We start from the raw sequence: 24,814 nt of genomic DNA on the forward strand, positions 1-24,814 counted from the left end.
ACCGTTGGCAGAACTGAGTAAGGAAGAGCATTGCGGCAACGGCAACGATATTATTTTGCATGACAAGAAGAAGGAATCCGAAATCGACCGCACCGGATTCATCGGAGAGCGCGAGGCCCATTGGGAAACGCGCGCCGCTGAACTGATCTATCAAAAGGAAAATGCCTGATGAAACATTTGAAAGCCTTGGTTGAGCACCACAACGCCGACACCAGACCTGTGGACAAAGTAACCATCACGTCACTGGAGAAGAAGCTTGGCTTCGCCTTATCGGCAGAGTATATGGAGTTTCTGTCCGAATCTGGCCTGATCGAATTCGAGGCCAACGAGATGTAAGGCCTGGGAGTGCCCGACGACTATTATCTCAACGTGCTGAACAAGTATAACGAGCTAGCGCGTGAGCCTAGCTATCCCACCAGCGCGGTACCACTGCTGGAGCTTGGCGACGGGCACTACTACCTGTACCAGAACGAGAGCGGCAAGGTGCTACAATGGGCCGCGCCGAATGGCGGTATCGTCAAGACTCTTGATCAAGATTTAGAGACCTTCCTGGGCAATGCGCTTTTTACGCCGTGATTGACGGGGACGACAACCATCGTCATGAACAGCACGGACGGCCTGCTTCATGTCCGACAACCGTCAATTACAACAAGGTGAAGACGCCTCCGGGCTACTCGCATTTAACGGCTTTACCACGCTGGTGACGAATAGGGACACGATTGCCAGTGGCGTACTGTTCCTGCCACTGCCCTCTAGTTTGGCGGTGGTGGAACGGAGCGGCACCAACTCCGTTGCCACTTGCCGGGATTTCGTTGCCCCAGCCCCCTGCCTCTCAAGCCGTTGTCCCAGGCGGAGTTACCAACTGTCGAAATGGGTCAGTAAAAATCGGCGCCCTAGGTCAAAAATTCATCGGCACCAACAACAACGGCAACTAAGCTGTAAAACGACGCTGACTCAACCCATGTAGGGTGGGCAAGTAGTTATACCCACGTGGGATCCAGGCCGATCTCGGCAACGCATGGGCAACAAAGCCTGCCCAGAATTTTTTAGATATCGTCATCAGCCCAGTCCCGATCTTTTGTGCCTGGTATGTGGACTTCAACTGCATAGCCATTGTTCTCAAGCCGTTTTGCCAATGCGAATGCAGCGGACTGCCCCGTGTATGACGTGTCGTTGTCGCCGGCAATCAGCACCTCGGCAACGCCAGCCGGCGGAACCCAGGACTCCAGCAATACTGCGTTCGTTGCTGCCCACACCGGCGTCATGAACCGGCGTGATGCCGCCAAGGCGGTTTCTATGCCCTCTCCAATCCCGACCCGGTGCCCAATCGCGCCTAACCGGACGCAGGAAGTCGGGAGCAGTTTGCCTGGCATGAATTTCTTGACTTCACTTACCTTGGCTTTCTGACCATCGTCCGTCAGGTAAGTGCGATGGATCGATGCTACGGCTCCGTCGGGGTACCGCATCAGTGCCAACATCGTCGGATGGACACCACCATCGGTATGCGGCATCGCCGGGTGGAACCTGATATCACCCGGTGTCACATTGATACCAACCCGATGACTCAGATAGCGCCAGACCGGATCGCCTTGGGATACGGGCTTGCTGGCCGCCCATGCATCTCGTAGTGCCCGCAGCTTGCTTTCTTCGCTGCGCTCCTGGCTGATAGTTAAGATCTGCACCATGCTGACAACACGATCTACTTCGTTTGCTGCCTGCACAAATCCCCAGCCCATCAGGCGCCGCAGCAACTCAAATCCGTCGCCTGCGCCGCAGTGCGAGCAAATCCATGTACCCCGCCCGACCTTGTCGTCGAATCGGTAACGGTCCTTGCCCCCGCACATAGGACAGGGACCATGCTTGTTCCGCAGAAACTGCGGGGCGACTCCAAGCGTCTGTAAGATGCCGGGCCAACGCCCGACGGCAGCGTCTGCCGTTTTTAATTTAAGGCGCTGCACGACACTTCTCCTTGCCCTTGGCCGTCAGACCGATTACCGGACAACCACCTCCCGCTACGATGATGGCGCGATAGCCCTTGGACCCGGCAACGGTGTGGGCCTTGTCAATAATCAGCAAGTCTATTTTCAGCAGTACACGTTTGGTGATGGTCCTGATTGGTGCGACTAGGATTTTCTCGTACACCCGCGTCGTGTTATGCCCCTGGATGATGCAGTTCGCTATACCGAAGCTTAAAAATCGGCGGGATGGTTGTACGATCAAGTGAATGCGGTTGCATAGGAATACCACCCGCTTGTTCCTTGCGCAGGCACCTTTGACGATAGCCATCGCGATTTCAGTTTTGCCGGGGCCGGTAGGCGAATACAGCATTTGCCGAACCACTCCCCCAGCCAGCCAGGCATGAAAATTTTGCACCGCGAGCGCTTGATATGGCCCCAGCGTCAAATCAATCACTTCCTGGCTGGGCGCCGTTGCCTTTAATTCTTCTCTTCTCTTCTGCGGTGCAAGTAAGTTGCTAGCACACTCTTCTGGCGTATCAGTCAGCGGATAGCATTTTGCTAGCAGATTGCTAGCATATAAGATGTTATTCATGTGCTGGCACTCCGTTCGTAAACGAGGTGTTGATCAAAAAGCCGCGTTCAATCAATACGTCAAGATTCAGATTTTTGATGGACAGCTTGTTTTCAAGGAATGGCGGATCGACAGGTACCTTCCCGTTGTTCTGGCTCGCGTACAGCCAAAGCAGCATCAGGTGTCCCTTTGCGGCATCCGGTAGTGAGCAAAAAGCATAGTCGTCCATGACGGCACGATGAAGCTTGATCCAAGGGGGATTGCGCCTGGCGTAATGCTGGAATTGTTCCCAGTTTTTGACTATTAGGAAATGCATAGGCCCTCCGAATCGTGGCCCATTTGGCAGTCATGCATGTCGAACGGTTTCGCAATCAAGTATTCATTCTTCGAGCGCGCTTCACCATTTCCAAGTTCAATATTGATTTGCATTTTTTTGGAATTATCAAGAACCGTCATTTTTGCTCCTTGGTAAATTCCAAATCAAATTGCACCGCTGCTTCCTCTCTCACATTTTTTAAAATCTGGTTCATCCGCCGCGTCGTGATGCCCCGCTCAACGGCCAGTTCACGCGCCGACTTTCCGCTAATTATTTGAGCGCTGGCTTCCAGACGTTCCTGGCCTGGCGCGGGAAGGCATCTGCCGTAAGTGCGCGTTTCATCAGCATCTGTCATAGCTACCGATTCTACTTGCACACGCATCATCTTAGATTTCTCGACGCTGTCATCGATCGACGCCGCAAACCGAAGCGCTCCAATGGATTTTCGACGCAGCAATTTATCCAGGTGGCCAAAAATAAAACCTTTGAATGCTCCACGTGACGCATCAAAATTTGTAGCCTTCTCAATAAAAATAAGACAGATTTCTTGGCAAACATCGTCAAAATCCACACCGAATTTTTTTGCTTTTTGCTCGATTTGCTTTTTATTTTCAAGTATAAAAATCAAAGCGGGTTGCCTCATCGCGTCGGCACTCGATCTGATGTTTTCAAGATACGATTGAGTAATGAACCCGCTTTGAAGAGGCTGACAGGAGTCGTCGCTCGCCAAAATATCGGTTTCAGGAAAGTAGGATGAACGCGTCATTTTTTCTTCCCCCTCAAAGCGATTCGCGACTGAATCCAGGTTTCGACTTCCGTGTCGAGCCATCCAACCGCCCTAATTCCGATCGAAATTTGCTTTGGAAACGTGCCTTTTTTGATACTGTAATAAATGAAAGATCTGCTTGCTCCAAGCTTTTTCTTTAATTCTGGCAAGCGTATAATTTTCTGTTCCATATTGGTTCCAGTGGTAGCCAAAGTCGGCAACCACAATGTCCCATAATGTCTCAAACCGTACGAAGGACAAAAAGGATCTGAATCGTGTCAAGAGCAGAATTCATTAAACATTTTGCAAAAACTTTTGATGTTGAACTTGAGCGACACCAACATGCCGCACCCGAAATTATTGCGGCCATAAAAAAATGTATGAGCGAATTGACTGACCGCGATTCGCGGTGCTCACCCATATCTTCAATTCCCAAAAAAGTAGCGAAATGCATAGATCAACCGTTTATCAAATTCGTAAAAGACTTTTACTTTCCACAACCAGAATGGAAAATTTCAGGTCTCATAAAACTTAAGCTTGGAGACGCAGATATTCGCCTCCTTGATTGGTCAAAAAAACACTTGGAAACATTGGAGCTCCTTCAACCGCACGTGTCAATTTACGAGTCTGCGGTCACGACAATAGGCTTACTCAGATTTTTTTTGCGTCGATGCGCCATCCATGTGCCAGGGGAAGTGCCTGCAATAATTATTTCGGAAGACGGGCAACTTTCTAAAGGCACGGCAAAGGTTCGAAGAGGAAAAAATCGGCAACTCTCCGACAAACTGCCAGTCTATCTGCAATTTTTTCATCATGGATATTGCGAACTCTGTTTTGAGCCTACAGCTGCAAAGATGAAATTGGATGAAATGGTTCGTCTAGGACCCAAACTGAAACCTGAAATTATGGATCTAATAAACGATGACGCACCGCTTAGACTAAAGAAGCATTCTCGTGGACTAGAGAAGCATTCTCCAACATATTGCGACCACCACACCCCTCGAGCCGCCCGCGGAAAGGATGAAAAAAGACGTCTTCACTTTTATTCCGCGATGCGCCTTATTTCCGATGTTGGCGTTGCTATTCGCGCAGGCACACTTGAGCCATCTTATTTGCGTCGATATGCCTATTGGATCGCGTTTCTACCAGGACGTATGTCTTCCTCACTAAAGCAACTACCCAGTGCAGTCGCTAGTTATCACGAAGAATATTTTCGAGGATTTGATGCACAAACAATTGAAGAACTTATTCTTCTCTTGCGCGAACTTGAGAAGAAACCGGCATCATCGGAACAATGGACAAAAAGATGCTTGAAGACGCTCCCTTCAATCCTTCGAAGATTGTCTGATGAAGAATGGCAAAAAAATGCCGAAAGCTGGTACGCCGAATTCGAAAAAAAGGATTGAAAAATTTCCGTACCTGACTGGTCACGCGTCGCAGGACAGCAGGGAAAATCCACGGACCGGGCGAATCAGGTCACCGGCTTTGGAGTAACAACCGCGACGTCGCGTAATCCCTGTCGCTTTGCTTCATTCACGAGGTCGTATTGACGACACTGGCTTTCCAGATTTGTCTGAACCTGAGTTTGGACCGACTGCCGGACATAGACCGCTGCTTTGCGTTTGAGAAGGAGCTCAACTAACCGATCAACGTTCGTAATCGTTATGTTCCTTTGGCGTGGCGACGCCGGCTGCCTGCACCAACTGGTTCGCCAGATGGGTAATTACCATTGTGCGCCGCACTCATCCCCTAGCGTTCGAGGGGTCAAACGTCATGTTTATCTGAAACGTATGTCTGCAGTGATTGCCGACCCACTTGAAGGGCATTTGGTTGCTTGCCCATTGCATTTCTCCCTGACTATGTTGGAACCGTCAGGAGAGTTTCCGCGTAAATGCCGATCAGCAAGCAATTGATGCAGGTTTCGCAACGCTGCTGCAATGACCTTCTGTTCACCCAGGGCCATAGCAGAGCACACTACTGCGTCCAGCGTCCACTCTGCCACGACTAGTACTGCACCCCGAGCTACGCGACCGCCGCCGCTCTGCTCAATATCTCGAACATTGACGTGGCGACCAGACTATGGATGCCAACGATAGTCAACTTCATTTTCCTGCTCAACATGGGCAGAATGAACGCGAAATAACGAAGGGGCGAATTGCTTTGTCACAACGATTGTGCCGACTCCCGGATTATGCCGCGCCCAGATGAAAAATCAATCCCGAGTCATTCCTGCTTATTTTTTCCGACTCCCATTTTGGCCACTTGCGCGGGCAATTTCCTTTGTTAGGATCAATTAACTGTCGGCGCCAAGTTGATTCGCGCCAGACGGCCAAACGGCCTAGCTGTTCCCACAGGACGCACCCCTCCTCCGGAACTAAAACCTGAGAGCACACAAAATGGATCCCCATCACATCACCAACGAAAACCTGATGTCTACCGATTTCGCAAGAACAGAAAGAGCGAAGTTTCTACAATCAATCGCCAGCAGCAAACGCACCAAAACCGTCTACCTTGCACCAGGTATCCCCGCGCACGGCGTATGGATGACCGACGTCTCGGCGATGGACCGCCGCTCAGTCAAAGCCCAGTTGGCCGGCCGTGGCGACTATAGAGTCGCATGGTGGGAGTTGAACTGCCTATTCCATCGCTTGCTCAAGCCGCACGATTCTCTGGAGCACGCTATGTACGCATTTCATGCGCGTCATCACGCCATCACGCTCGCCAAACTAGAACTGGCCAATGATCTCTGGTGCACCGTCCGGACCGTTAGACAACATGGCCCCATCGCTGGCCTGCGTTGCGCCATTCGTCAGATACAACAATCAAAGGGAAATCGTCATGAGTCACAAAAATAATAAAAATGACGATTTCGTCACCAGCGCGATTGGCGTCGTATTGGGATTAGGATTGACCGCCATTTTTTTTGCGACAACAGCGATCATGCTGGCGATTTTCTTTCTCCTGAAACGCCCCATCTCCCGCGCGTTGCACCTGGAATGGTGCTCGAGAAGTTGGTCATCGATGAAATGGCTCTACGTCCCCATGAAATGGCTGGCAGGTATCATGTTTTTGTTCGTGCTTTTTGTCATCGAAAAAAAACTCTCTGTCACCCCCACGCACGTTGATCAGATCATGGTCTACATATTTGCGCTCTGCGCCGCTCTCCCTTGCGGACTACTGTTCAATATCCTGCATTGGATGGAACAATATTCTGAGGATCCTGCAATTCAGAAAAAAATGGCAGGGATCGCTGCCGAATGTTATGTGCAAAAACTCATTGAAGATTGTCGTAAGGAGCATCTACCTGCGTCCCGCTCCCTTCATGGCAAATTGCTTGTCTTTAACGAACACATGCCCAATGAATTTTCGGTGGAGGTCGACCACATGTTGATTACCGAGCGAAACGTCTTTGTGATTGAGACGAAATGCAAATCCGGCACCCTGTCAGCGGGAGCTGATTCTCCCACCTGGAAGGTGTCATCTCCCTATGGGGATTCGCAAATGCGTAATGCGCTGAAGCAGGTTAAGAATGCGGCTCGCGTATTACAGCGCCAAATCGCCCTCCCCTGCGAGCTCATTCCCCTGGTTGCGATCAAAGGCAACGATGTAAAAATCGTCGACAGCCCGACGAATGTGTTGGTTGCTTCGGACCTTGGCAACGTCCTTCGTGCATTTGAACACGACAAACCTCACCCTATCCTGGATCCCGCTTCGGTGATCGCCCTACTTTTATCGCATATGAATGACAATCCGGCCGCGATGAAAAGGCATATCGAACGGGCTAACGCGGCCAGAGTGCGGGCGGAGATGACCGAAATCGTCAATGCTGCGTCGATTCGATGAGCGTTGAACCAATAACAGGAGCGCAGGGACCGTACCCGGTACTGTCTTCTGTCGGCAATCCAAGTAATCAGGGAGTCACGATGTCTATCAATAAACGAAACAAACGGTCTGTACGGGCGGAGGCGATGGAAGTGGATGTGGTTGGCACGAAGACGGATTTTTCATCGGATTTCGAACAATCAATCACGATCTTGACAGACTTGATCGTGATTGCCATCGAGGAAATTGGCAATGGCAGCGGACGGGCACTCTCGGTTTTACTGCCGGCCATGCGGTATGCGCAAGAAATCGAGGCAATCAATGACCGATTGCGGCAGGTGGAAAACGCAACATGATCTACACTGAAGAAAATCGTATTTCCGACTTGGCAAGGTATCGCGTCATCAAAAATGACCGGTTTTCTTGGGCTGCGTGTATTAACTGTGATGTCGGAAATGCGGGGGAAACGGCCGATTAGCCATGTCAGTCCCCTTTAGCATTCACAGCACCCAGAAGACGATATTACTCAGTCCTCGCGAGTGTCCGGACAAATTTGATTGTGTCATTTTTCTTTTTGCCTGGCATCCGGTGGAATACCAACATCAGTTCAGCCAAATTATCTTCTTCTGTATAAAAATAACCCGCGGGTACGTCCAAAATCTTTGATAAATTCTGAACTATGCTGTAATCAGCCTTATGAATCCCTAGTTCATAGCGATTAATTCGTGTGCTGGCCACAAACTGGTCCAATCCCGCTTGAATTCCGAGCTGTTTCTGCGACAAACCAGCGGCCACACGCGCTTCTTTGAGGCGGCGCCCCCATATTTCATTGGCATTGCTCATCTCGTAGTTTTCAATACATTTAAGAACTACGAGAATCGTAATTATTTGCTATTCTAGATACTACGTATATCGTAGTTACTGGAATGTCGTTTGGGGCGCTCGTGCCGGCTCCGCTGCGCCACAGTAATTTTGAAAGTCATGTAGGCAGTATGTCCCGAATAGAACCACAGCAAAAATGGCTTTCAAAAAAATAAAATCTCTAAAACCTCTGTCTCGCGGTTGAATCTTCTCGTCCAAAGTCGACTTTCGGATAGTTGAAGAACAAGACGAACCACCTGCCCAGAAAATCAGGCACTTTGAAAGGGAATATGAAAAATTCAAAATCAATCTCCGCCACGATCATCAAGCTACTCGCGACATCGGCCATCGTGCTTTCGCTCTCGGCATGTGGCGGCGGTGGAGGTGGTTCTACTGGTAGTGGTAGTTCGACTGGCAGTGGAACCACAACCCCGTCACCAGTAGTGAATCAAGTAGTAAATCCAACGGATCCGGTGACGAATGCCCCAACAACCTCGCCGGCGACCAATCAGCTGTCCGGCGTCGTCGTCAGTGCGGCCACACAAGGCGCAATCGTGACTGCTTACAATGTCCGTGACGATGGCAGCAATGGTACTTTGCTCGGTACGTCCGCCGCGACTGACGTTGACGGGAAATTTTCCATGACGCTTTCAAGTGCGCCGGCAGGTATGGTACGTCTGGTGGCTACTGGCGGCAGTTTCGTGTCAGAAGCTGACGCCACCAAGCAGCCTAACAAGGCTCTGGAACTGGTGACGCCGTATGTCACAACCGATTTCAATTTTTTTGTGATCACACCTGCCACCCACATTGCATCGCAGGTGCTGGCTAGCACGGCGGCCAAAGGCGGTATAACCCTCGGTGCGGCATTCAATGCTTCTTCCATGGCCGGCTTAGGGATCGGTCGCAGCAACACATTCATGTCAACCAATCAGCACGGCGGAATCGATTATTTGAAAGTGGTTCCTGGTTCGAGCGACGATCCCTTGCACTCGTATCTTGACCTGCTTAGCGGGCTGGAATGGTTTGGTGTTCGCTACGACTTGCCTTCCAGTGTTGTATTGCAGGCTGTCGCACAGAGCGCGCAAGGTAATTATGCCGCAAATGCGGTCGACGCTGCCGGTAACCCAGTCCAAGTAGGAAAATGGAACAACGGGGTTTTCGACCCAACTGCGCCGATGACATTGGATCAGGGAATGGCATGGAAGAATGCGGACGGCAGCAATCAAATGATAAATGGCGTATTGGTGCATGACCAGTTGGTGCCATTCATTTCGTTGGACATGATTCAGACTTTTTACCGTGTTGCGGCTTGCGCAAGTGATGCCGCCAAGCCGGATCTGTATAAGCGGTACCCGTCCGACAGCAATTTGTTCGCCGGTGACCCTGCGACTGTTGCGTCTGCATGTACTTATTTTGCAAAGCAGATTTCCGATTTGAAAGCCTCGATAAAGACCAACAATCGATCGAGCATGAAGTAAGGTTGCCTGGATTGGCGTAAAGGCTACGTCAAATTTTATAGCACGGAGAAAGGCATGGTTGGTCAGTCAAAAAGCTAAAGCTTGAAAAGGAATCGATTACGGTTCCTTTTGTTTTCCGCACAAGCTGTACCCCAAAAAAAGAACCGATATGGGCTCTGAGGTAGCCTGGGTCAACACGTCGGCATCAACAGCCAGTTGCGCCGCCTATTTTAAGTGGTTTAATGGATTCATCAATCCTTGAATTGCGAGGCGACGAATGCATACTCAGTACTACACCGATGGCTCTGTCCTGCACTTGTTTGGATGCGGCGGCTATGCGGCAATCCGTATGGATGAAGGCGGCTTATTTGACCATGAGCACGCCATTACCGGTTCGATGCAATCCCGTGACGTACAGGAAATGGAGCTGCGCGCAGTGATCGCAGCGGCGCGTTCGGCCCCCAAGAAAGATAAAATCACTATTTACACGGATCATAAAGCTATTTCCGATGCGATGTCCCGCCCTACCCGCGCCAAGGTAGAGAAGAATCAGAACAGCAAGTTGTGGTACCAGTTGCGTCAATTATGCACGACAAGGGATATTACCGTTCGTTGGGTCAAGGGCCATTCTGGTGATCCTGGTAACAGCGCGGCAGATCGACTGGCACGCGCTGCGGCCAAATCGTTGAAGATTCTGTTGAACTAATCCGACGGCGTGGGTTGAAATTACGTTTAACGCAATCGGCCGCCTTTGTCGTTGAAACTGGATACAGCACAGCGCGGCGACATAGCGCAACATCCAGTGCCGAGTTCTGCGGTGAGACTTCGCCAGCACTGCCCTTCCATCATCATCGCATGTTGGAAGCAGGCTGAATTGTGGTCTTGCCCAAACCGTGGGCGATGGCTTCCGCTTATTTAATGATCACGATTGTAAAATGAAGATGAAAAAATTTGACCACATCAAGGATGCAGATGAAATCGGGGATAAAGTTGTGACTCCCTGGCAAGCGCAGTGCGTAGCGTTTTCAATGCCGTATGTGTCCATCCAGCTGGGAAAAAAATACGGGAACGTGCTCTGGTCGGATCGCACGTTGCCAGACGATGTTCGCGCATATCTGAAGGAGTGTTCTCAGGCGATTCTGGACTGCCTTTTGAACATTGCCTTCAGATACAAAAATCCGCAATCGACTTGCAAGATTTCCTTTGACGAATGTATGTTTTTTGATGTCGACCACCATGCTTGTGAGGCACTCGCGTCTGACGTATTCGATTTCTTGAATGCTCTCCTCAGCGCACAAATACGAGCGAAACATTAGTACCCCTTACGGATCGCAACGGTACGTGGCGTGGCAGTGTGCGTGGAGCGCGGCTGACGCACGCCGCTTAACCTGCGTACCCGCCTGTAGTTTCGCTCCCAATGAGGCATGAACTCACACGCTGTAAGAAAAGGCTCTAGAAGAGGTCTGGTCGGAGTATGTAAATTTCGACGGCACAAAAAAGTGCAATAACGGCGGCGACAATCACGATGTAGCGAAAAATATTTCTTTCGTTTCTCTTTGCTGCAGGAATGCTGAAAGGGGCGCACGACTTGCATCCGCCACAGTAGGTCGCTGATAGGGCAAGTTGCTGTCGGCAGTTGGCACATTTGGAGGATGACATTTTATTTACCGTGATTCCTTGGTACGTTGTTCAGAGTCGGACTGATTGTTGTTGGAAATATTGTAGCGATGCGCTGAACAGTATGTATTGGTTTTTTGGTTAAAAATAACTGAATTTTGCAATGGCTCACATTCAGCGTTGTACAACGGCATATGCGCTTGGGCGACAGTTTGCTTAGGAAAACAGGCGTGACCATGTATCTGGATCAGGCGATTCTTGAAACGTTGCAGGCGCAGACAGCTCGCCACAGATCGAATTATCAGGCGCTGGTCAACGAAACACTGCAACAGATGACTCTTCCCGATTCCATATCTTTGACAATCGATTCGCTGCGGCGCATGCTGAGAGAGGAATTCGGCAGACATGATGCAAAGCCCCATGGACAATGATTCATGTCGATCAACAATCGAAGAACGACTCGCTGAACGCGCTGATGATCGGATATGCATCGAGAAAGCGCGATTGTGCGCCAGCGCCCCTTTACGGCCAGTCGCGCGCCATTTGATATAAGGAGAGTGCAATGGAAAAAGACAAATTCGCCTTCAAGACAGGCATTACGTATTTATGGTGGTTGGTTTGGTCTCCGTTCGTCGGAGCATATGAGGAAATGAAAGCGGCTTTGTATCTACCGAGGCCAGCCAATTGGAAGGAACTCGTCGTCCAAGACATTCGACTGTATTTCGCGCCGTTCACCGGGGCAATCACCGGTTTTCGAAAGGCATTAAAAGGGTTGCAAAAAAAAGGACATTGAAAATACAGGCAATGTAACAGTCACGAGTGGATTGCGATTAACCCTTAAATAATCACCGCGTGCATTGATACCTGCCTGCCAAACACACAAATACAGCCATTGCCATGTTGGCGCCGACCTGTTTTGACCCGGGCAACCGGAAATTGTTGTCCCACCCAGATGCTGATCAAACGCGGGCCCAGTTCGGGATCCGATTGGGTGCGCATGGGTCAGCCTGAATCGATAGCTTGGGGCAAAAAACACGTCGGCGCCAATACCTTTTTCAGCCAATTCAGAACAGCGTTTGATTTGCTGATGGCATATCCGCCTTCGATTGCTTTAGTTTAGGCGCAGGTGCAGCCGCCATCAGTTCCGCGGGATACAGCTGTAAATAGGCTCTCGCACGTTCAGGGTCCTTGCAAGATAGCCAATCGTCATATTCGTTTCGATGTATGACCACAAGAGACCGCTTCTCCTCCCCGGGTCTATGAAATCGCTTCATCAGTGGGTGATGGTCGGCATTCACAGTGATTTGGGTGAAGGCAAATGAAGTGCCGCCATCCTCTTCCTTCCACTGCCGATACAATCCGGCCACCGCGAATGGAGATTCGTCGGCCATACCAATCTTCCAACGTACATGTTGAGGCTGCTCCCAATTCGGTTCGAACATAACTTGCATAGGGACCAGGCAGAGGTTGCCGGCGTTCCAAAATGGCTTGTAGTTCTTCAACTGCCCGATTTTGTCATCACGCGCGTTCATGGTGTTGAAATCGCGGTCAGGCCGCATATGTCGCTTGGGAACCATGCTGTAGTTCCCTACTAGACCTTGACGTTCTCCCGCATCGTTATGAATAATAATTGGGCCAAGATAATCTCGATACAATTCGTCGTGCCACACGTCGTTGGAATCAATCTGAGCATCGAACAAGTCGTATAGGATTTCGCGGGATACGGTTACATAATTGACGCACATTCTGATTTTCCTTTCAGACTGCTACAAGTCCGGCGACCTTGAGCACACTCGAATGATTCGGCATGTGCTATGAGAAATCGCGACTTCGCGTCTCTAGCTCCCCCAGGAAATGGGACAGGTCAACCAGTCTCATCGCAACTAAATGTCGGACGTTATGTTGGCATTGCCACTTGCCATATACACCGAGCAGCGTGGCATTTAGTAGTTCCTTGCGCTGTTTCTCAACTAAATTAGGCCACACGATGACGTTTACAGGGCCGGTTTCATCTTCCAACGTCACAAATATTACGCCTTTAGCAGTTTCCGGTCTTTGACGCACGGTCACAATTCCGCAACCTCGCGCCAGACGACCATCTTCGAATGTATTTAATATGTCGGCCGGCAGGAACTTCATTTTCGCGAGCCTAGCCCGAAGCAATGACAATGGATGTCTGCCTAGAGTGAGCCCAACGTGATGGTAGTCAGCCACAATGTCTTCTGCTTCAGATGGCGCCGTGAGTTGCAATGGCTCTTCGACAATGGCCGCGCTACGCAGCAGTCCTTTATCCGGAACGCTTGCAACCGCCTGCCACAATGCCTGCCTGCGATTTCCAACTAGCGACTCAAGGGCGTTCGCACCTGCCAGCGCTTGGAGATGAGCGGCATTCAATCGCGCCCGAGTCGCTAAATCCGTGATATCGCTGAATGACCGAATCGCTTGTGCCTCTTCAATTCTCCAACCAGCATCCCGCTCCAACCCTTTGACGTTGTTCAGCCCCAATCGCACAACTGGCTTCGCATCTCCTTCGATTGGTTCTAGTTTTGCATCCCAGGTACTAGCGCAGACATCCACGGGGCGAACCACGACTCCGTGCCGACGGGCGTCTTGGACAAGCGATGACGGAGAATAGAATCCCATGGGCTGGGAGTTCAGCAAAGCAGTGAGAAATGCCGCAGGCTCATGACATTTGAGCCAACTGCTTGAATATGCCAATAGAGCAAAACTGGAGGCATGGGACTCTGGGAAACCGTATTCAGAGAATCCGCGGATTTGTCCTACAATAGACGTAGCAAACTCGGTTGTATATCCGCGCTCAGCCATCCCCGCTAGCAGTTTGTCCTCGAATTGCTCCAGGCCGCCTTTCCGCTTCCATGCCGCCATCGCACGGCGCAAACGGTCTGCCTCGCCAGGTGAGAAGCCGGCTGCCACCATCGCAATTTGCATGACCTGCTCTTGGAAGATGGGCACGCCCAAGGTTCGCGACAGCACGGCTTCCATCTCAGGACTTGGATAGGTCACCGGGTCGATGCCTTGGCGCCGCCTAAGATATGGGTGAATCATGCCGCCCTGGATTGGGCCGGGCCTGATAATCGCCACTTCGATGACCAGGTCGTAGAACTGTCGTGGTTGCAGTCTAGGCAGCATCGACATCTGAGCGCGACTTTCAATCTGAAATACTCCGACAGTATCGGCCTGGCATATCATTTCGTAGGTGGCGGCATCTTCCGCCGGGATATCACGTAACTCGAATCGCTCCCCGCGTTGCTCGGAGACTAGTTCCAACGCTCTCCGAATGCAGCTCAACATGCCCAGCGCCAGGATGTCGATTTTAAGCAAACCGACAGCATCTAAATCATCTTTGTCCCATTGGACTATTGAGCGCTCCGCCATCGCCGCATTCTCAATAGGGACCAGTCTCGAAAGTTTCCCGTGCGAAATGACAAAACCGCCTGGATGTTGCGATAAATGACGGGGGAATCGCATCAGCTTGTCTGCCAATACGCCCCATTGTTCTGCAATCGCAGAGTCGGCATTAAATCCACAATCCAATAACCTCTGACGCAGGTCAGATTTTCCACCCCAGCCGTGACTCGCTTTTGCGACCTTATCGACAACTCCCGGGTCCACGCCAAGTGCTTTACCTACGTCGCGCAATACGCTCCGCGGTCGATAGGAAATGACGACGGCAGTCAAGGCTGCTCGCATACGCCCATATTTTTTGTAGATGTATTGAATGACTTCTTCTCGGCGTTGGTGCTCGAAGTCGATATCAATATCTGGAGGTTCGTTACGTTCTTTAGAAATAAAACGCTCAAACAGTAAGGTGCCGCGCGACGGGTCGACCTCCGTCACACCCAGGCAATAGCAAACGGCAGAGTTCGCTGCGGAGCCTCGCCCTTGGCAAAGTATTTGCTGCGAACGCGCGAAACGCACAATGTCGTATACAGTCAGAAAGTAGCTCTCGTACTGCATTTCTGCGATAAGCGCCAATTCATACTCGAGCTGCGATTGCACGTTGCCAGGAATGCCGGCCGGAAAGCGCCCGTGAGCGCCGATGTAACTTTCTTTGCGGAGATATCTCGTTGCCGTTTCCCCTTCCGGAACCAGTTCTTCAGGATATTCGTAGCGCAGTTCATCCAGTGAAAACTGACAAAGGTTAGCGACCTGCACCGATTCTTCTAACGCCTCGCGCGAATACAAATTTCCCAGCCTCAGGCGGGAGCGTAGATGTTGCTCCGCGTTTGATGGCAATTCATAGCCACACTTCGCTACGGGAATTCCTATTCGGATAGACGCCATTACGTCTTGCACTGGCTTAAAGGACCTAACATGCATGCACACATCGCCAGTCGCAATAATTGGCAAACCGAACTCTGTGGCGATTACGTTGACGATTGCTTTGTGCTTGGCATCCTGTGCGCGTAGATGCAATGTCATCGCGATACGTGCGCGACCGGGCGCGCAGTGCAACAGCCACGCGGCTTGGCGTTCCAACTCTTCGTGGGTTACGCCATATTGTGGGGCTAAAATCAACTGGCAGTCAGGCATACCTCGCAAATGTATCAAGTCACCTGAGGGGGCTGCGATGTCGCGCGGAATGACCAGGTAGGTGCCCTTTTCCGCTCGAGTGCGGGCCACCGTTATCAGCTCGGACAGATTGCCGTAACCGTTTCGGTTCATCGCCAAAATAATCAACGTGAACGGTGGGCTGCCGTCTTCAGGAGTCACATTCATCTGGCTGCCAATTACCAATTGCAGCCCAAGCCGCTTGGCTTCTACATGTGCCTTGACCACGCCGGCTAACGTACATTCGTCTGTGATGGCCAGGGCTGCGTATCCAAGCTCAGCGGCGCGTTGAACCAGGCGCTCAGGTGCCGAGGCCCCACGTAAGAATGTGTAATGGGTCAGACACTGGAGCTCGGCGTAAGCCGGGAGAACTGGCGGTATGGCGGACATGGCGGGTTACGCATATGACGGGGCTATTTGTTTGCAGGAAGGCGAGGCGCTTTTGCCGCGATTCGCCACATTAGTGCGGATTGCATCGGCGCATGTGCAGCCACCGCCCCACGCGGCAAGGGGCGTGAGTCGACAGCAATACCGTGAAGGCAGTGCCAACAATCCCATACGCCAACGTGCACGCCGCTGCGGTTCCCTACTGTGGACAAATGTAGAAGTAGACATAATTTCAATTTATATACTGTATCAGTAGTGTCCGGTTAAAAATCGAATAAATTCAATTGGTTAGCGCCATAAGGTACTTTTGGAGCCGATGCATCGGTCTGCAAGGCGCATGAAATCTCGGTCTTCTCGAATACCGAGACGGAAAGAATCTGTAGCAATGTATAGAGAGAGGCATTGAGTTGAAGCTCCTTTTTAATGATGGCGATGAGGACATAGGTAGAGACCGCGCACCAGATTTGGGTCTTCACCGCGTTCTCGCTTGTCCCGAGAAATTTCTTGATGCGCAAGTGCTGCTTGATCCATTTGAAGAACAACTCCACCTGCCACCGATTCTTGTACAGCGCAGCGATAGTCAGGGGCGGCAGCGCCGTGTTGTTGGTCAGGAAGATCAGCGACTTGCCCGACTCGGGATCCTTGAAACGGATGCGCCGCAAGTGCTCGGGGTAGTCCTTCGATACGTAAAAGCCGCTCATCGCAATGGTTTGGTCGCAAATCACGCCTGCGGTCCGATCGGTCGCTGTCGAGTACACGCGTCGCGCGTTCATATTGCTTTTGGTACGCGTAACGAAGAAGGCGCCAGTCTGATGCAACTTGTACAACCGCGCAAAGTCCAGGTAGCCGCGATCCATCACGTAGAACGCACCTGCTTCGACAGGCAGGAAGTCGAGTACGTTGACGTCGCCCATCTTGCCATCGCTGATGTGGATGAAGGCGGGAATCGCGCCGCGCAAGTCCAACAGCGTGTGCATCTTCACGGCCGCCTTGGTCTTGCGAAACGGCGCCCAGTCGAACAAGCTCAAGCAAAGATCGATCGTCGTCGAATCCAGCGCGTAGACGGTATTGGTCAAATCCAATCCCAAATCCTCGTCGCAGTAGAGCTTGCGCGCGCGGCGAATAAGCACGGCGGCAAGGTCGGACCAGATGCGCCAATCGCGCGAATCGTTCGCATCGGCCAACGTCGAGCGATGCACTGCATGACGCAAGCCCATCGCATACAGCTTGTTGGCATTGGCACCCAACGTTACTTCGATATCGCGCAGGCTCTCGCGCCACGTCAATTGTGCAAACGCCAAGACGCGGAATTGGTCGGCGCACGTCATACGACGTACGCCCGCATTGCCAGAGTAGCGATTCACGATGCGCGCGAAACTCGTCCATGGAACAAACTCCATGATCTGTGCAAACAGCGTCTTGCCTACATTCATGGCTCGCCTTCCAGAGTGTCAACCCCAGAAAGTTACACAAAAATGAGAAATCAAGATTCAAATCGGCACCAAATAAAATCGGCCGCAAGGCCCCGTCAATATTGGGTTTCACGCGCTTCAAACTGCATTTAACCGGACACTACTGATACTGTATATACATACAGTATAAATCATCAACGTCAAAACGCTACATTTCCTGATGGCTGGCGCCAGGAAATCATTACCGCAACAAAAAAACTCCTGAATGGCCGCACCGATCATCGTGATCGGTGCGGCCGTCTCCCTACCGGCGTCGATTTCCAAGCGTATTGAAGACAAGATCTGCCGGCTCCCCGCAGAGCTGAAATCGCCCTACTTCACGCAGGGCATCTTCAGATGTGCCATCGGCACTGCGTGCGCTGGCAACGTCTGCTGCCGCCGCCACAATCCGCCTTGCTTCCAAGATCAGGTCCGGCATGACCCTGGGCACGAAGATGACGGCAAGCCAGCGCCTCAATTCATCAATTTTTTCCTGTCCGACTGCGGAAAACGACAACACGAACCAGTCCCCAATTGCTTCGTCCCCATCGAATTTTTCGTGATGCAGCGGATGGTTTTGATACATCCAGATAAATAGGTCTTCGACCATCGCGACCTGGGGAAATGCCATAAGTACCTGTGTCGGAAAAATCTCAAAAGTCCCCACCAACACGCCGTCGTCCTCGTCGGTACGTAACTCTTCACTCAGCGTTCCCCAGGAAAATTCATATCCCATTTTGTTCAAATACTCCGCAGTGATGGAATTTTCGCGATGACTCTTACTTAATCCCAGCACATCCCGTGGCCGAAGCGGAGCGAACTTACGCGACACCAATTCCGTCAGCACCCAACTCGGAATGCCAACCTTGAAGCAATGTCCCGCCGCGAGTAGCCCAGTCATCACGCCATCCAATGCATAGTCTCTTACATTTGCGTCCATCTCATTCCCCTTCCTTCTTGGTTGAAAATTGTTTCATTAAAGCCAAGGCTTCAACTTCAAGCGCCACGCCAATTTCATGTTCCGGCTTCATCCATGCAACTCCGTGCCGGCGCGAACGCGCCTGCCACAGTTCGTGTACCTGAACATGGGATATTTGCACGCCGAGTGCGGCCATAAGATCTTGAATCCGAAAACAATCGCGCATGCGTTCAATCGTCACCGGCGGTAGATTCGCAGTCTCAATCAGATTGAGCGCACGCTTGATGTGCTCAATGGCGCTTTCCGCCTGCGCAATCGTCGTGTTGTTACCAAAACTTCCCACATAGGCATTGACGATCGTGTTTCGATCGTGTCCTAGCGCTTGTGCAAGACGGGTCTGTCGCGACTGCAATTCATCCCGCGCCATTTGCCCTGGTAGGCCGCCGAGCGTCGGCGGCATCATGCCCAACAACAGACTATGATTCTCTGCAAATTGCGCTCGAAGCCCATGGCCGGTTACCCCAGCGTCGGCTTTCGTAAACCCAAGAGCCGCCATCAGGTTTTCGTAACGCCGAATATTTTGGTCAAGACTGGCAACCTTCCCGGATGGCGCATATTCCCAACCGAGTGCCTGATTTTTTGGAACCCGCGATTTAACGAAATCCAGCGTCGCGCGCTGTGCTTCAGAAATAATCGGGATATTGCGCCAACGACCGCCCTTCCCCTGCCCCGGAAAAACCTGCAGATAGTGACCAAAATCTTGGGTATGGGGATCGCACTTGAGGACTTCCTCACGACGCAATCCAAAACCAAGCTCAAGACGCAACATCAGTCCCAGGCGCAGGTCACGTTCGTCGATTTCCTGGAACTTGCTGACCAGGTCAATCCCATGCTCCGACCACGATTTACTTGTCAGTGCCGCGGTGCGTACCACCAGTAGTTTTGGATCAACATTCGGCAAATATTTTTCAAGTGGTCCCACCATGCCGGGCTTCCCCAACATTGTGCAAAACACACGCAAGCGCGAGAGTTCATTCTGGACGGTTTTGATCTTTTTGTGTTTCGTGTGCCACGAGTCATTTACGAGTACAAAAATATGCCGCTCACCAAGATTTCGTGGATCCTGAATCTTGTAACCCAGCTCGTGCAACCGCCGAATACTTGCGCTCACCACTTCCTTGGTCAGCGTTTGCGTGCGTTCGGATGCCACCTTGCCATTGCACCGGACAGCCCCGAACTTACCCATAATTTCATCCAATATTTTTTTCCACATCACCTTCTCCTTTACACCACGATTGAACTTCCTCACCTCTATATCAGCGAGGTGGGAAATCAAAACGTAAAACCAACAGCGATGGCACATCGCAACCGATATTCCGCGACAAGTAATCTGGCGGGGGCAAGGTTCCCGTCTTAAATAGGCCTGTTTCGTATCGAGTCACCTTGCTGCCAATTGTCGATACGTCGATCCCTCACGGAAATCGATTTCTCTTCAGCACTTGAAGAGATCCGAACGCTAAAGCGGTTTCTCACTGCACATGTCCAGCCGTAGAGCCGGATTCGAGGATGTGCGCCTCTGATTGACGAGTCACCAGCGCGAACTGGCGTGATTGGCGTGGCTGTCGTGAGATAGATACTCACAGGCGAACCATGAGGCGACTAAGCCTGGTCACGATGATTGAAAGTTGGAGTGGATTGTTGTGATGGCGGGATGCTGCGCAACGGTGTGGGGGGGCTTGACGCCCCGTCACAGCACGAGCTTGAGAGGGAAAAAAAATGACAGCAGGGTTGGCATGCAGAATACCGCGTGGTGGGCGGCTTGATTCTGATAATGGATGGTAGGGATTTCAATCTGTAGAGAAATTTTCCCTGCCGATGGCTGCGGGAGCTGGCGGGGTAACACTCAAAGGTTCACTCTGTACCTATCTGTACAGTTTTTTCACAAAAAAAAATATAGATTCGCGAGTAGAAATAGCCGTGAAAAATTACAAACAGTTACCCACGAAACGACACGTGGGTCAGGCTGGGATGCCTGTTCAGATGGTGCCATGGGATGGCTTTGAGAAATCTGTTTTCTTCCAGTTGGAACAAAACAGAAACGATTGAGTTGGAACAATGCCGAGGACCGACGCCTCAAGGTTATTTCCGTCACACATAGAAGTCAAGCAAATATTTTCTTCAAGGCAGATCTCTCTCCCATTCTCATTTCCTACCCCGACGATAGTAATTAGACGGCACGTCATTCATCCGATTCAAATATCGCCATCGTTTTCCGTGTGCCGCCATTTTTAGCCATGTTGACAGCATTGGTGGCGAAAAACTGAACCTGAAAAAGCGACACGTCGCCATTTCAGGTTCGGCCTGTAGTCATGGCACAAAAAGGGAAGCATCGAGTTGCGCGATGGATTTCGTCCGTTATTGTTGTATTTCACCCACCCATTTTTAAAGGAACTAACTTGAATAATCTTGCAATCGCCATTGATGGGGGCCACTCCATGTTCAAAATCCGCGCGGCTCTGTCGTCCACACCGGACGCGCGCATTTCTCTTCAGATCCCTACGGTCGTCATTCCGGCCATCCCACTGACAAATGAACAGACGCGGCTGCGGGCCGAAGCAGAAACCGTCGAGCTGGACGGACGTAAATATTTTTTCGGCGAGACGGCATTGCGACAAGGCCGCTCTGAAGTCTTTACTGGTCAAAACACGAACTGGATTGAAAATACGCAACACGATGTTCTGCTCCTTGGTGCCTGGCGCAAAGTCATGCATGCCATTGGATCTGCGCCGGTCCGCATCCATCTTGTGATGGGACTACCTGCCAAATATTTTGGAGCCCAGAAAGACATTCTTCGCAAACGATCTATCGCCTTGCTGACACCGCGACTGTTGCCAGGGCAAACGCTGAAAGTCATGGTGCAAAGCCAGGCGGATGCGCCGCTTCAATGGTTGTCTATCCGGGATAATGGCGCGTTGAACGAGCAACGCGATCTCGACCGCGAGGCGTGGGGCGTGATCGAAATTGGCCACTTCACGACCGATTTTGCGCTGTCGGAGCGTGGGTCGATGTTGGAGTATGCAGTCGCGTCGTGTCCGGGTATGCATCTGGTCTACGACGCCCTGTCCAGCGCGATGGCTGCCGAACGACTGCCGACAGCGCTGGATGTTGTGGAGACGGCTGTTCGAACCCGCGCAATCAAGCTGTATGGGAAACCGCGTGACGTCGGCCCACTGCTGGACGCGGCAACTTCCGGCTTTAAGGCGACTGTCCTTGATGAAGCAGATCGCATCTTTGGTGACAAAGCGGCCGTGCTCGACGGCATTGTGGTGGGCGGTGGTGGTGCAGAACTGCTATTCAACCAGATCCGAGATCGGTTTCCTAATGCCATATGTGGCGACGAGCCGCGCATGATGGTTGCGGAAGGATTCTGCAGATTAGGACTGATGTCGTTGGCCTACCCATAACCATTCGAATCCTGGGATCCTGATTTCATGGACAAATCAAAAACAATCGGGAGCGAAATCACTGTGCGCATCAGCCTGGCATTTCAAGATGCGCCCGACGTGCATACGCTCTTGGCGATGACGCCGGTGCGCGAGCGAGGAAAACTCGTGCGCCTGGCCTTGCAGCGCTATATCGAGGCCACGGCTCACCCGGCAGGAGATGTGGAGGCGCAAATTGCGGCAATTTCGCAATGGTTGAGAGATCGGGCATCAGAATCAGCAGTAGATGTCGCTTCTAGCATCGTCCCCTCACACATTGGACCTTTCCCAATTAATGAAAATCGACAGCAGAAAATCGGACCCTCCGTACAAACAGATGTATCTGATAAGCACCTCAATACCGAACGTGGTAATGAGCGGTCAGTCGGTATAACCACATCAACGAAAGAATTCGAGTCACCGTCCATGCGCCGTTGGTTATCAGACTAGAAATCGCCAATTCTCAGCGTAATGGGTTGATGAATAAAAAGCATTTTCTGGAATAAGTTGATGCATCAAAAAATCGACGCTCTCCAGCCAGCACAAAAGGCATCAGTGTGAGAACCTGGATTCCATCATTACGATTCGGACCAGGAACTTGCGTCGCAAGCAACTCATGCGGTCACTGAACTGCTTGCACAAAATTTTCGGTGCTTGGAACGCTGGCGCGCGCAACCGCCCACGAGGCTCATCTGCTTGCCACTCTTGCCGAAAGCATAGGTGCCGGCATAGAATCGATTCTTGAGCGCAAAAATCACTCTGCGGTAAGGTACGGGTGTCCGCCTACGTCATCACCCATTCGTGCAACTGCCGGTTGGCGTCGGCCAAGTCACGACATTCCTGCTGCGGCAGGAAGCTGCGTTTGATGTATTTTACGCCAGCCTCGACGATGCTTTTTTTTTGCGGATCCCTGGGAGGACACGGATCAATTCTGAATGAATATGCCTCAGCGCTGTCACTGTAGGAACGCTGTACTGTTGGCGCCGATGATTTTTTGAGCCAGGCTGCCGATAGTCAGTGACCCATTTTTGTGGCCGAAAAACCCGCGTGCAGCAATGGTTTCAGAGGTTTCTAGATGGGACAGTTGGAATCGGCAGCCTGGCTCAAAAAATCATCGGCGCCAACAGTCGGATTCAGAATCAACGATAGCCGCTCTCCAAGCAGTCGCCATGCTTCGCGCTTTTCATCAGCATAGTCGTGATGCAGATAGTGACGTCGGATCTTACTGCCCGGCAGAACATGGTTCTGGCAACGATCAATGATTTCCAGCGACACGCCCAAACTTTGCATCAAAGTTGCGCCGGTGCGCCGCAAATCGTGAGGCGTCCATGCGCCATTTTTCCCGCCACCGAGAACGAACGTGTTGTCGTGCCTACGGTTCTTCATCGGTCGGCGCGGCTTGCCATCTCTCCCCTTCTTGAACATGACCTGGCGGTCGCCGACCTGCTTGCTTATCGACTTTACGCAAACATGCCCTTCCTTGTTCCTAGCTGGGAAACACCACTCAGAATGTCCTGTCACTACATGTAACTGGCGAAACTGATGCAGCGCGAAACTTGACAGGAACACGTCCAAATCTTCCAACTTTCCCTTGACGTTTTCCTTCGGAATGAACCAGGCGCCTGAATCGAAGTTGACGTGCTCCCAACGCGCCATCGACATTTCTCCGACACGACACATGGTAGAAAGCATGATCCAAGTTGCGCACTGCACGACCTGATCAATGGGTTGCGTAGTGCTGCGCTTGTTTGGGGCTGTGTCATACTCGGATTGCATCCGATTAAAAACATCCTGTAATTCTTGAATTTCGGCGGCGGACATGATTCTGTCCCGTTGATTGTTCATGTCATAGTCAGGACTCACGATCTTCTCGATTTCGATTAAGTCCATCGGATCGCCATTGACTAGCAGTTTACGCCACGGTTGGCGCTTCTCAGCCCAAGAGAACATTTGCGTCAGATTGTTACGCATGACGACAGCGGCACGATTAACACCTCGATCGACCAACGCACGCAACACGCTTCGCAGGTCATGCTCCGATAAATCTTTCATTGGCTTGTTTCCGATTTTTGGTAACACGTCGGCCTTGAAGGATCGCTGTAGCTCCAAATTGCCATCCATGCGCCGCACACCATCCGTCAGCCAGGCGTCGAACAAATTTTGAACCGTTAGGTTCTGAGTGCGTTGCAGTTCGATCTCAGCCAACTTCGCCACGATACTTTCTTGCACGGTCTGTTTAGTGACTTTCTTTTGGGCACCAGGATCAATACCCTCGCCTACTCTTGTCCTGGCCGAATCACGATTAGCGCGAATTGTCGACAGACTATCGCCAGGCCATGTTCCGCAAGAGAAGTCTTTCAATTTTTCATCAAAACGAAAACGGTAGTAAAACGACACCACTACAGTTCCGTCGGCTTTAACGCGAACGCGTCCGAATAAATTACCTTCATCGCGAATTGTTTCACCGCTCCGATTGGCCCGAATTGACTCAAGTAATTTTTGGGTGATTTTCGCCATTTTCCATATGCAAGGGATAGGACATTGAGCTTCCCCTGAAATTTAGTCTTCCACGGGTGACGTAAAATAACGTTACTTTGGAAGAAGCGGAAATGAAGAAAATACCAAAACAGGCATA

At 51.3% G+C, this 24,814-nt stretch carries 25 protein-coding genes and 2 pseudogenes; 14 read left to right on the top strand and 13 right to left on the bottom strand.

Going from position 1 to position 24,814, the window contains the following annotated elements; genetic code table 11:
• Position 1: 1 nt before the first annotated feature.
• The 3 genes and pseudogenes from BM029_RS19655 to BM029_RS26360 form a co-directional block, all read left to right on the top strand.
• Positions 2-169, top strand: a pseudogene (locus BM029_RS19655) (HNH/ENDO VII family nuclease); the annotation flags it as partial.
• A complete protein-coding gene (locus BM029_RS26355) occupies positions 169-336 on the top strand; it encodes an SMI1/KNR4 family protein (protein WP_244545135.1) in 168 nt (55 codons plus the stop codon). The pseudogene BM029_RS19655 and the gene BM029_RS26355, both read left to right, overlap by 1 nt.
• Before the next feature lie 9 nt (positions 337-345).
• Positions 346-576 (top strand): SMI1/KNR4 family protein, encoded by a 231-nt coding sequence (locus BM029_RS26360; protein WP_244545136.1) that lies wholly within the window; start codon positions 346-348, stop codon positions 574-576.
• A gap of 470 nt (positions 577-1,046) precedes the next feature.
• Here BM029_RS26360 and BM029_RS19665 read toward each other — a convergent pair whose 3' ends face one another.
• The 5 genes from BM029_RS19665 to BM029_RS19685 all read right to left on the bottom strand — a co-directional run bounded on the left by BM029_RS19665 (position 1,047) and on the right by BM029_RS19685 (position 3,802).
• On the bottom strand, positions 1,047-1,958 hold the full coding sequence (locus BM029_RS19665) for a DUF7146 domain-containing protein (protein ID WP_139217295.1): 912 nt from the start codon (positions 1,956-1,958) through the stop codon (positions 1,047-1,049).
• Positions 1,945-2,550 carry a DEAD/DEAH box helicase gene (locus BM029_RS19670; protein WP_092438920.1) on the bottom strand — a complete coding sequence of 202 codons (606 nt, stop codon included), beginning with the start codon at positions 2,548-2,550 and terminating at the stop codon, positions 1,945-1,947. The genes BM029_RS19665 and BM029_RS19670 overlap by 14 nt, the downstream gene beginning before the upstream one ends.
• A complete protein-coding gene (locus BM029_RS19675; protein WP_092438922.1) occupies positions 2,543-2,845 on the bottom strand; it encodes a hypothetical protein in 303 nt (100 codons plus the stop codon). Before BM029_RS19675 ends, BM029_RS19670 begins: the two co-directional genes overlap by 8 nt.
• Positions 2,846-2,981: 136 nt before the next feature.
• Positions 2,982-3,611, bottom strand: coding sequence for a sigma factor (locus BM029_RS19680; RefSeq protein WP_092438924.1), 630 nt, complete (start codon positions 3,609-3,611; stop codon positions 2,982-2,984).
• Positions 3,608-3,802, bottom strand: a complete 195-nt coding sequence (locus tag BM029_RS19685) for a helix-turn-helix transcriptional regulator (RefSeq protein ID WP_092438927.1) — start codon at positions 3,800-3,802, stop codon at positions 3,608-3,610. Before BM029_RS19685 ends, BM029_RS19680 begins: the two co-directional genes overlap by 4 nt.
• Positions 3,803-3,886: 84 nt before the next feature.
• Here BM029_RS19685 and BM029_RS19690 point away from each other — a divergent pair, with 84 nt between their 5' ends.
• The 4 genes from BM029_RS19690 (at position 3,887) to BM029_RS19705 (ending at position 7,789) form a co-directional block, all read left to right on the top strand.
• A complete protein-coding gene (locus tag BM029_RS19690) occupies positions 3,887-5,017 on the top strand; it encodes a hypothetical protein (RefSeq protein WP_092438929.1) in 1,131 nt (376 codons plus the stop codon).
• 990 nt (positions 5,018-6,007) lie between these two features.
• Positions 6,008-6,466, top strand: a complete 459-nt coding sequence (locus BM029_RS25720) for a hypothetical protein (RefSeq protein WP_139217297.1) — start codon at positions 6,008-6,010, stop codon at positions 6,464-6,466.
• A complete protein-coding gene (locus BM029_RS19700; protein WP_170851150.1) occupies positions 6,450-7,454 on the top strand; it encodes a nuclease-related domain-containing protein in 1,005 nt (334 codons plus the stop codon). The genes BM029_RS25720 and BM029_RS19700 overlap by 17 nt, the downstream gene beginning before the upstream one ends.
• A gap of 80 nt (positions 7,455-7,534) precedes the next feature.
• Entirely contained in the window at positions 7,535-7,789 is a 255-nt protein-coding gene (locus tag BM029_RS19705) for a hypothetical protein (RefSeq protein ID WP_139217298.1), read from the top strand.
• A gap of 166 nt (positions 7,790-7,955) precedes the next feature.
• Here the strand turns inward: BM029_RS19705 and BM029_RS19710 are convergent, their stop codons facing one another.
• Complete coding sequence (locus BM029_RS19710) at positions 7,956-8,276, bottom strand: helix-turn-helix domain-containing protein (protein WP_092438935.1); 321 nt, start codon at positions 8,274-8,276, stop codon at positions 7,956-7,958.
• Between the two features lie 254 nt (positions 8,277-8,530).
• On the opposite strand from BM029_RS19710, the gene BM029_RS19715 reads away from it, so the two are divergent.
• The 5 genes from BM029_RS19715 (at position 8,531) to BM029_RS19735 (ending at position 12,161) form a co-directional block, all read left to right on the top strand.
• Complete coding sequence (locus BM029_RS19715) at positions 8,531-9,772, top strand: hypothetical protein (RefSeq protein ID WP_139217299.1); 1,242 nt, start codon at positions 8,531-8,533, stop codon at positions 9,770-9,772.
• A gap of 256 nt (positions 9,773-10,028) precedes the next feature.
• Positions 10,029-10,457: an RNase H family protein gene (locus tag BM029_RS19720; protein WP_092438939.1), complete on the top strand. Its 429-nt coding sequence runs from the start codon at positions 10,029-10,031 to the stop codon at positions 10,455-10,457.
• A gap of 229 nt (positions 10,458-10,686) precedes the next feature.
• On the top strand, positions 10,687-11,067 hold the full coding sequence (locus BM029_RS19725; protein WP_139217300.1) for a hypothetical protein: 381 nt from the start codon (positions 10,687-10,689) through the stop codon (positions 11,065-11,067).
• Positions 11,068-11,598: 531 nt separating this feature from the next.
• On the top strand, positions 11,599-11,799 hold the full coding sequence (locus BM029_RS19730) for a hypothetical protein (protein ID WP_139217301.1): 201 nt from the start codon (positions 11,599-11,601) through the stop codon (positions 11,797-11,799).
• 131 nt (positions 11,800-11,930) lie between these two features.
• The gene (locus tag BM029_RS19735) at positions 11,931-12,161 is read left to right on the top strand and encodes a hypothetical protein (protein WP_092438945.1); all 231 of its coding nucleotides are present in this window, start codon (positions 11,931-11,933) and stop codon (positions 12,159-12,161) included.
• Between the two features lie 271 nt (positions 12,162-12,432).
• On the opposite strand, the gene BM029_RS19740 is transcribed toward BM029_RS19735, so the two are convergent.
• From BM029_RS19740 to BM029_RS19760, 5 genes are all read right to left on the bottom strand, one after another.
• Positions 12,433-13,113: an SOS response-associated peptidase family protein gene (locus BM029_RS19740; protein ID WP_092438947.1), complete on the bottom strand. Its 681-nt coding sequence runs from the start codon at positions 13,111-13,113 to the stop codon at positions 12,433-12,435.
• Between the two features lie 67 nt (positions 13,114-13,180).
• A complete protein-coding gene (locus BM029_RS19745) occupies positions 13,181-16,330 on the bottom strand; it encodes an error-prone DNA polymerase (RefSeq protein ID WP_092438949.1) in 3,150 nt (1,049 codons plus the stop codon).
• Between the two features lie 260 nt (positions 16,331-16,590).
• The gene (locus tag BM029_RS19750) at positions 16,591-17,760 is read right to left on the bottom strand and encodes an IS4 family transposase (protein WP_092438951.1); all 1,170 of its coding nucleotides are present in this window, start codon (positions 17,758-17,760) and stop codon (positions 16,591-16,593) included.
• A 283-nt stretch (positions 17,761-18,043) separates the two neighbouring features.
• Positions 18,044-18,718, bottom strand: coding sequence for a hypothetical protein (locus BM029_RS19755; protein WP_092438953.1), 675 nt, complete (start codon positions 18,716-18,718; stop codon positions 18,044-18,046).
• Between the two features lies 1 nt (position 18,719).
• Positions 18,720-19,970 carry a phage integrase N-terminal domain-containing protein gene (locus tag BM029_RS19760; protein ID WP_092438955.1) on the bottom strand — a complete coding sequence of 417 codons (1,251 nt, stop codon included), beginning with the start codon at positions 19,968-19,970 and terminating at the stop codon, positions 18,720-18,722.
• Between the two features lie 1,183 nt (positions 19,971-21,153).
• Here BM029_RS19760 and BM029_RS19765 point away from each other — a divergent pair.
• Both BM029_RS19765 and BM029_RS25725 read left to right on the top strand, forming a co-directional pair.
• Positions 21,154-22,161 (top strand): ParM/StbA family protein, encoded by a 1,008-nt coding sequence (locus tag BM029_RS19765; protein ID WP_092438957.1) that lies wholly within the window; start codon positions 21,154-21,156, stop codon positions 22,159-22,161.
• Between the two features lie 27 nt (positions 22,162-22,188).
• Positions 22,189-22,629 (top strand): hypothetical protein, encoded by a 441-nt coding sequence (locus tag BM029_RS25725; RefSeq protein WP_139217302.1) that lies wholly within the window; start codon positions 22,189-22,191, stop codon positions 22,627-22,629.
• A 339-nt stretch (positions 22,630-22,968) separates the two neighbouring features.
• On the opposite strand, the pseudogene BM029_RS26365 reads toward BM029_RS25725, so the two are convergent.
• A pseudogene (locus BM029_RS26365) lies at positions 22,969-23,160 on the bottom strand (IS21 family transposase); the annotation flags it as partial.
• Positions 23,161-23,250: 90 nt separating this feature from the next.
• Complete coding sequence (locus BM029_RS19775; protein ID WP_092438959.1) at positions 23,251-24,696, bottom strand: tyrosine-type recombinase/integrase; 1,446 nt, start codon at positions 24,694-24,696, stop codon at positions 23,251-23,253.
• Between the last annotated feature and the right edge of the window lie 118 nt (positions 24,697-24,814).

Origin of the sequence: Collimonas sp. OK607, from assembly GCF_900111995.1 — a bacterium.
GTDB lineage: Bacteria > Pseudomonadota > Gammaproteobacteria > Burkholderiales > Burkholderiaceae_D > Collimonas.

Coding starts and splice junctions, on each gene's coding strand:
- BM029_RS19720 (WP_092438939.1), top strand. CDS start 10,029: ATGCATACTCAGTACTACACCGATGGCTCTGTCCTGCACTTGTTTGGA.
- BM029_RS19755 (WP_092438953.1), bottom strand. CDS start 18,718: ATGGACGCAAATGTAAGAGACTATGCATTGGATGGCGTGATGACTGGG.
- BM029_RS26355 (WP_244545135.1), top strand. CDS start 169: ATGAAACATTTGAAAGCCTTGGTTGAGCACCACAACGCCGACACCAGA.
- BM029_RS19685 (WP_092438927.1), bottom strand. CDS start 3,802: ATGGAACAGAAAATTATACGCTTGCCAGAATTAAAGAAAAAGCTTGGA.
- BM029_RS19745 (WP_092438949.1), bottom strand. CDS start 16,330: ATGTCCGCCATACCGCCAGTTCTCCCGGCTTACGCCGAGCTCCAGTGT.
- BM029_RS19670 (WP_092438920.1), bottom strand. CDS start 2,550: ATGAATAACATCTTATATGCTAGCAATCTGCTAGCAAAATGCTATCCG.
- BM029_RS25725 (WP_139217302.1), top strand. CDS start 22,189: ATGGACAAATCAAAAACAATCGGGAGCGAAATCACTGTGCGCATCAGC.
- BM029_RS25720 (WP_139217297.1), top strand. CDS start 6,008: ATGGATCCCCATCACATCACCAACGAAAACCTGATGTCTACCGATTTC.
- BM029_RS19760 (WP_092438955.1), bottom strand. CDS start 19,970: ATGTGGAAAAAAATATTGGATGAAATTATGGGTAAGTTCGGGGCTGTC.
- BM029_RS19710 (WP_092438935.1), bottom strand. CDS start 8,276: ATGAGCAATGCCAATGAAATATGGGGGCGCCGCCTCAAAGAAGCGCGT.
- BM029_RS19750 (WP_092438951.1), bottom strand. CDS start 17,760: ATGAATGTAGGCAAGACGCTGTTTGCACAGATCATGGAGTTTGTTCCA.
- BM029_RS19775 (WP_092438959.1), bottom strand. CDS start 24,696: ATGGCGAAAATCACCCAAAAATTACTTGAGTCAATTCGGGCCAATCGG.
- BM029_RS19680 (WP_092438924.1), bottom strand. CDS start 3,611: ATGACGCGTTCATCCTACTTTCCTGAAACCGATATTTTGGCGAGCGAC.
- BM029_RS19700 (WP_170851150.1), top strand. CDS start 6,450: ATGAGTCACAAAAATAATAAAAATGACGATTTCGTCACCAGCGCGATT.
- BM029_RS19735 (WP_092438945.1), top strand. CDS start 11,931: ATGGAAAAAGACAAATTCGCCTTCAAGACAGGCATTACGTATTTATGG.
- BM029_RS19740 (WP_092438947.1), bottom strand. CDS start 13,113: ATGTGCGTCAATTATGTAACCGTATCCCGCGAAATCCTATACGACTTG.
- BM029_RS19725 (WP_139217300.1), top strand. CDS start 10,687: ATGAAGATGAAAAAATTTGACCACATCAAGGATGCAGATGAAATCGGG.
- BM029_RS19705 (WP_139217298.1), top strand. CDS start 7,535: ATGTCTATCAATAAACGAAACAAACGGTCTGTACGGGCGGAGGCGATG.
- BM029_RS19675 (WP_092438922.1), bottom strand. CDS start 2,845: ATGCATTTCCTAATAGTCAAAAACTGGGAACAATTCCAGCATTACGCC.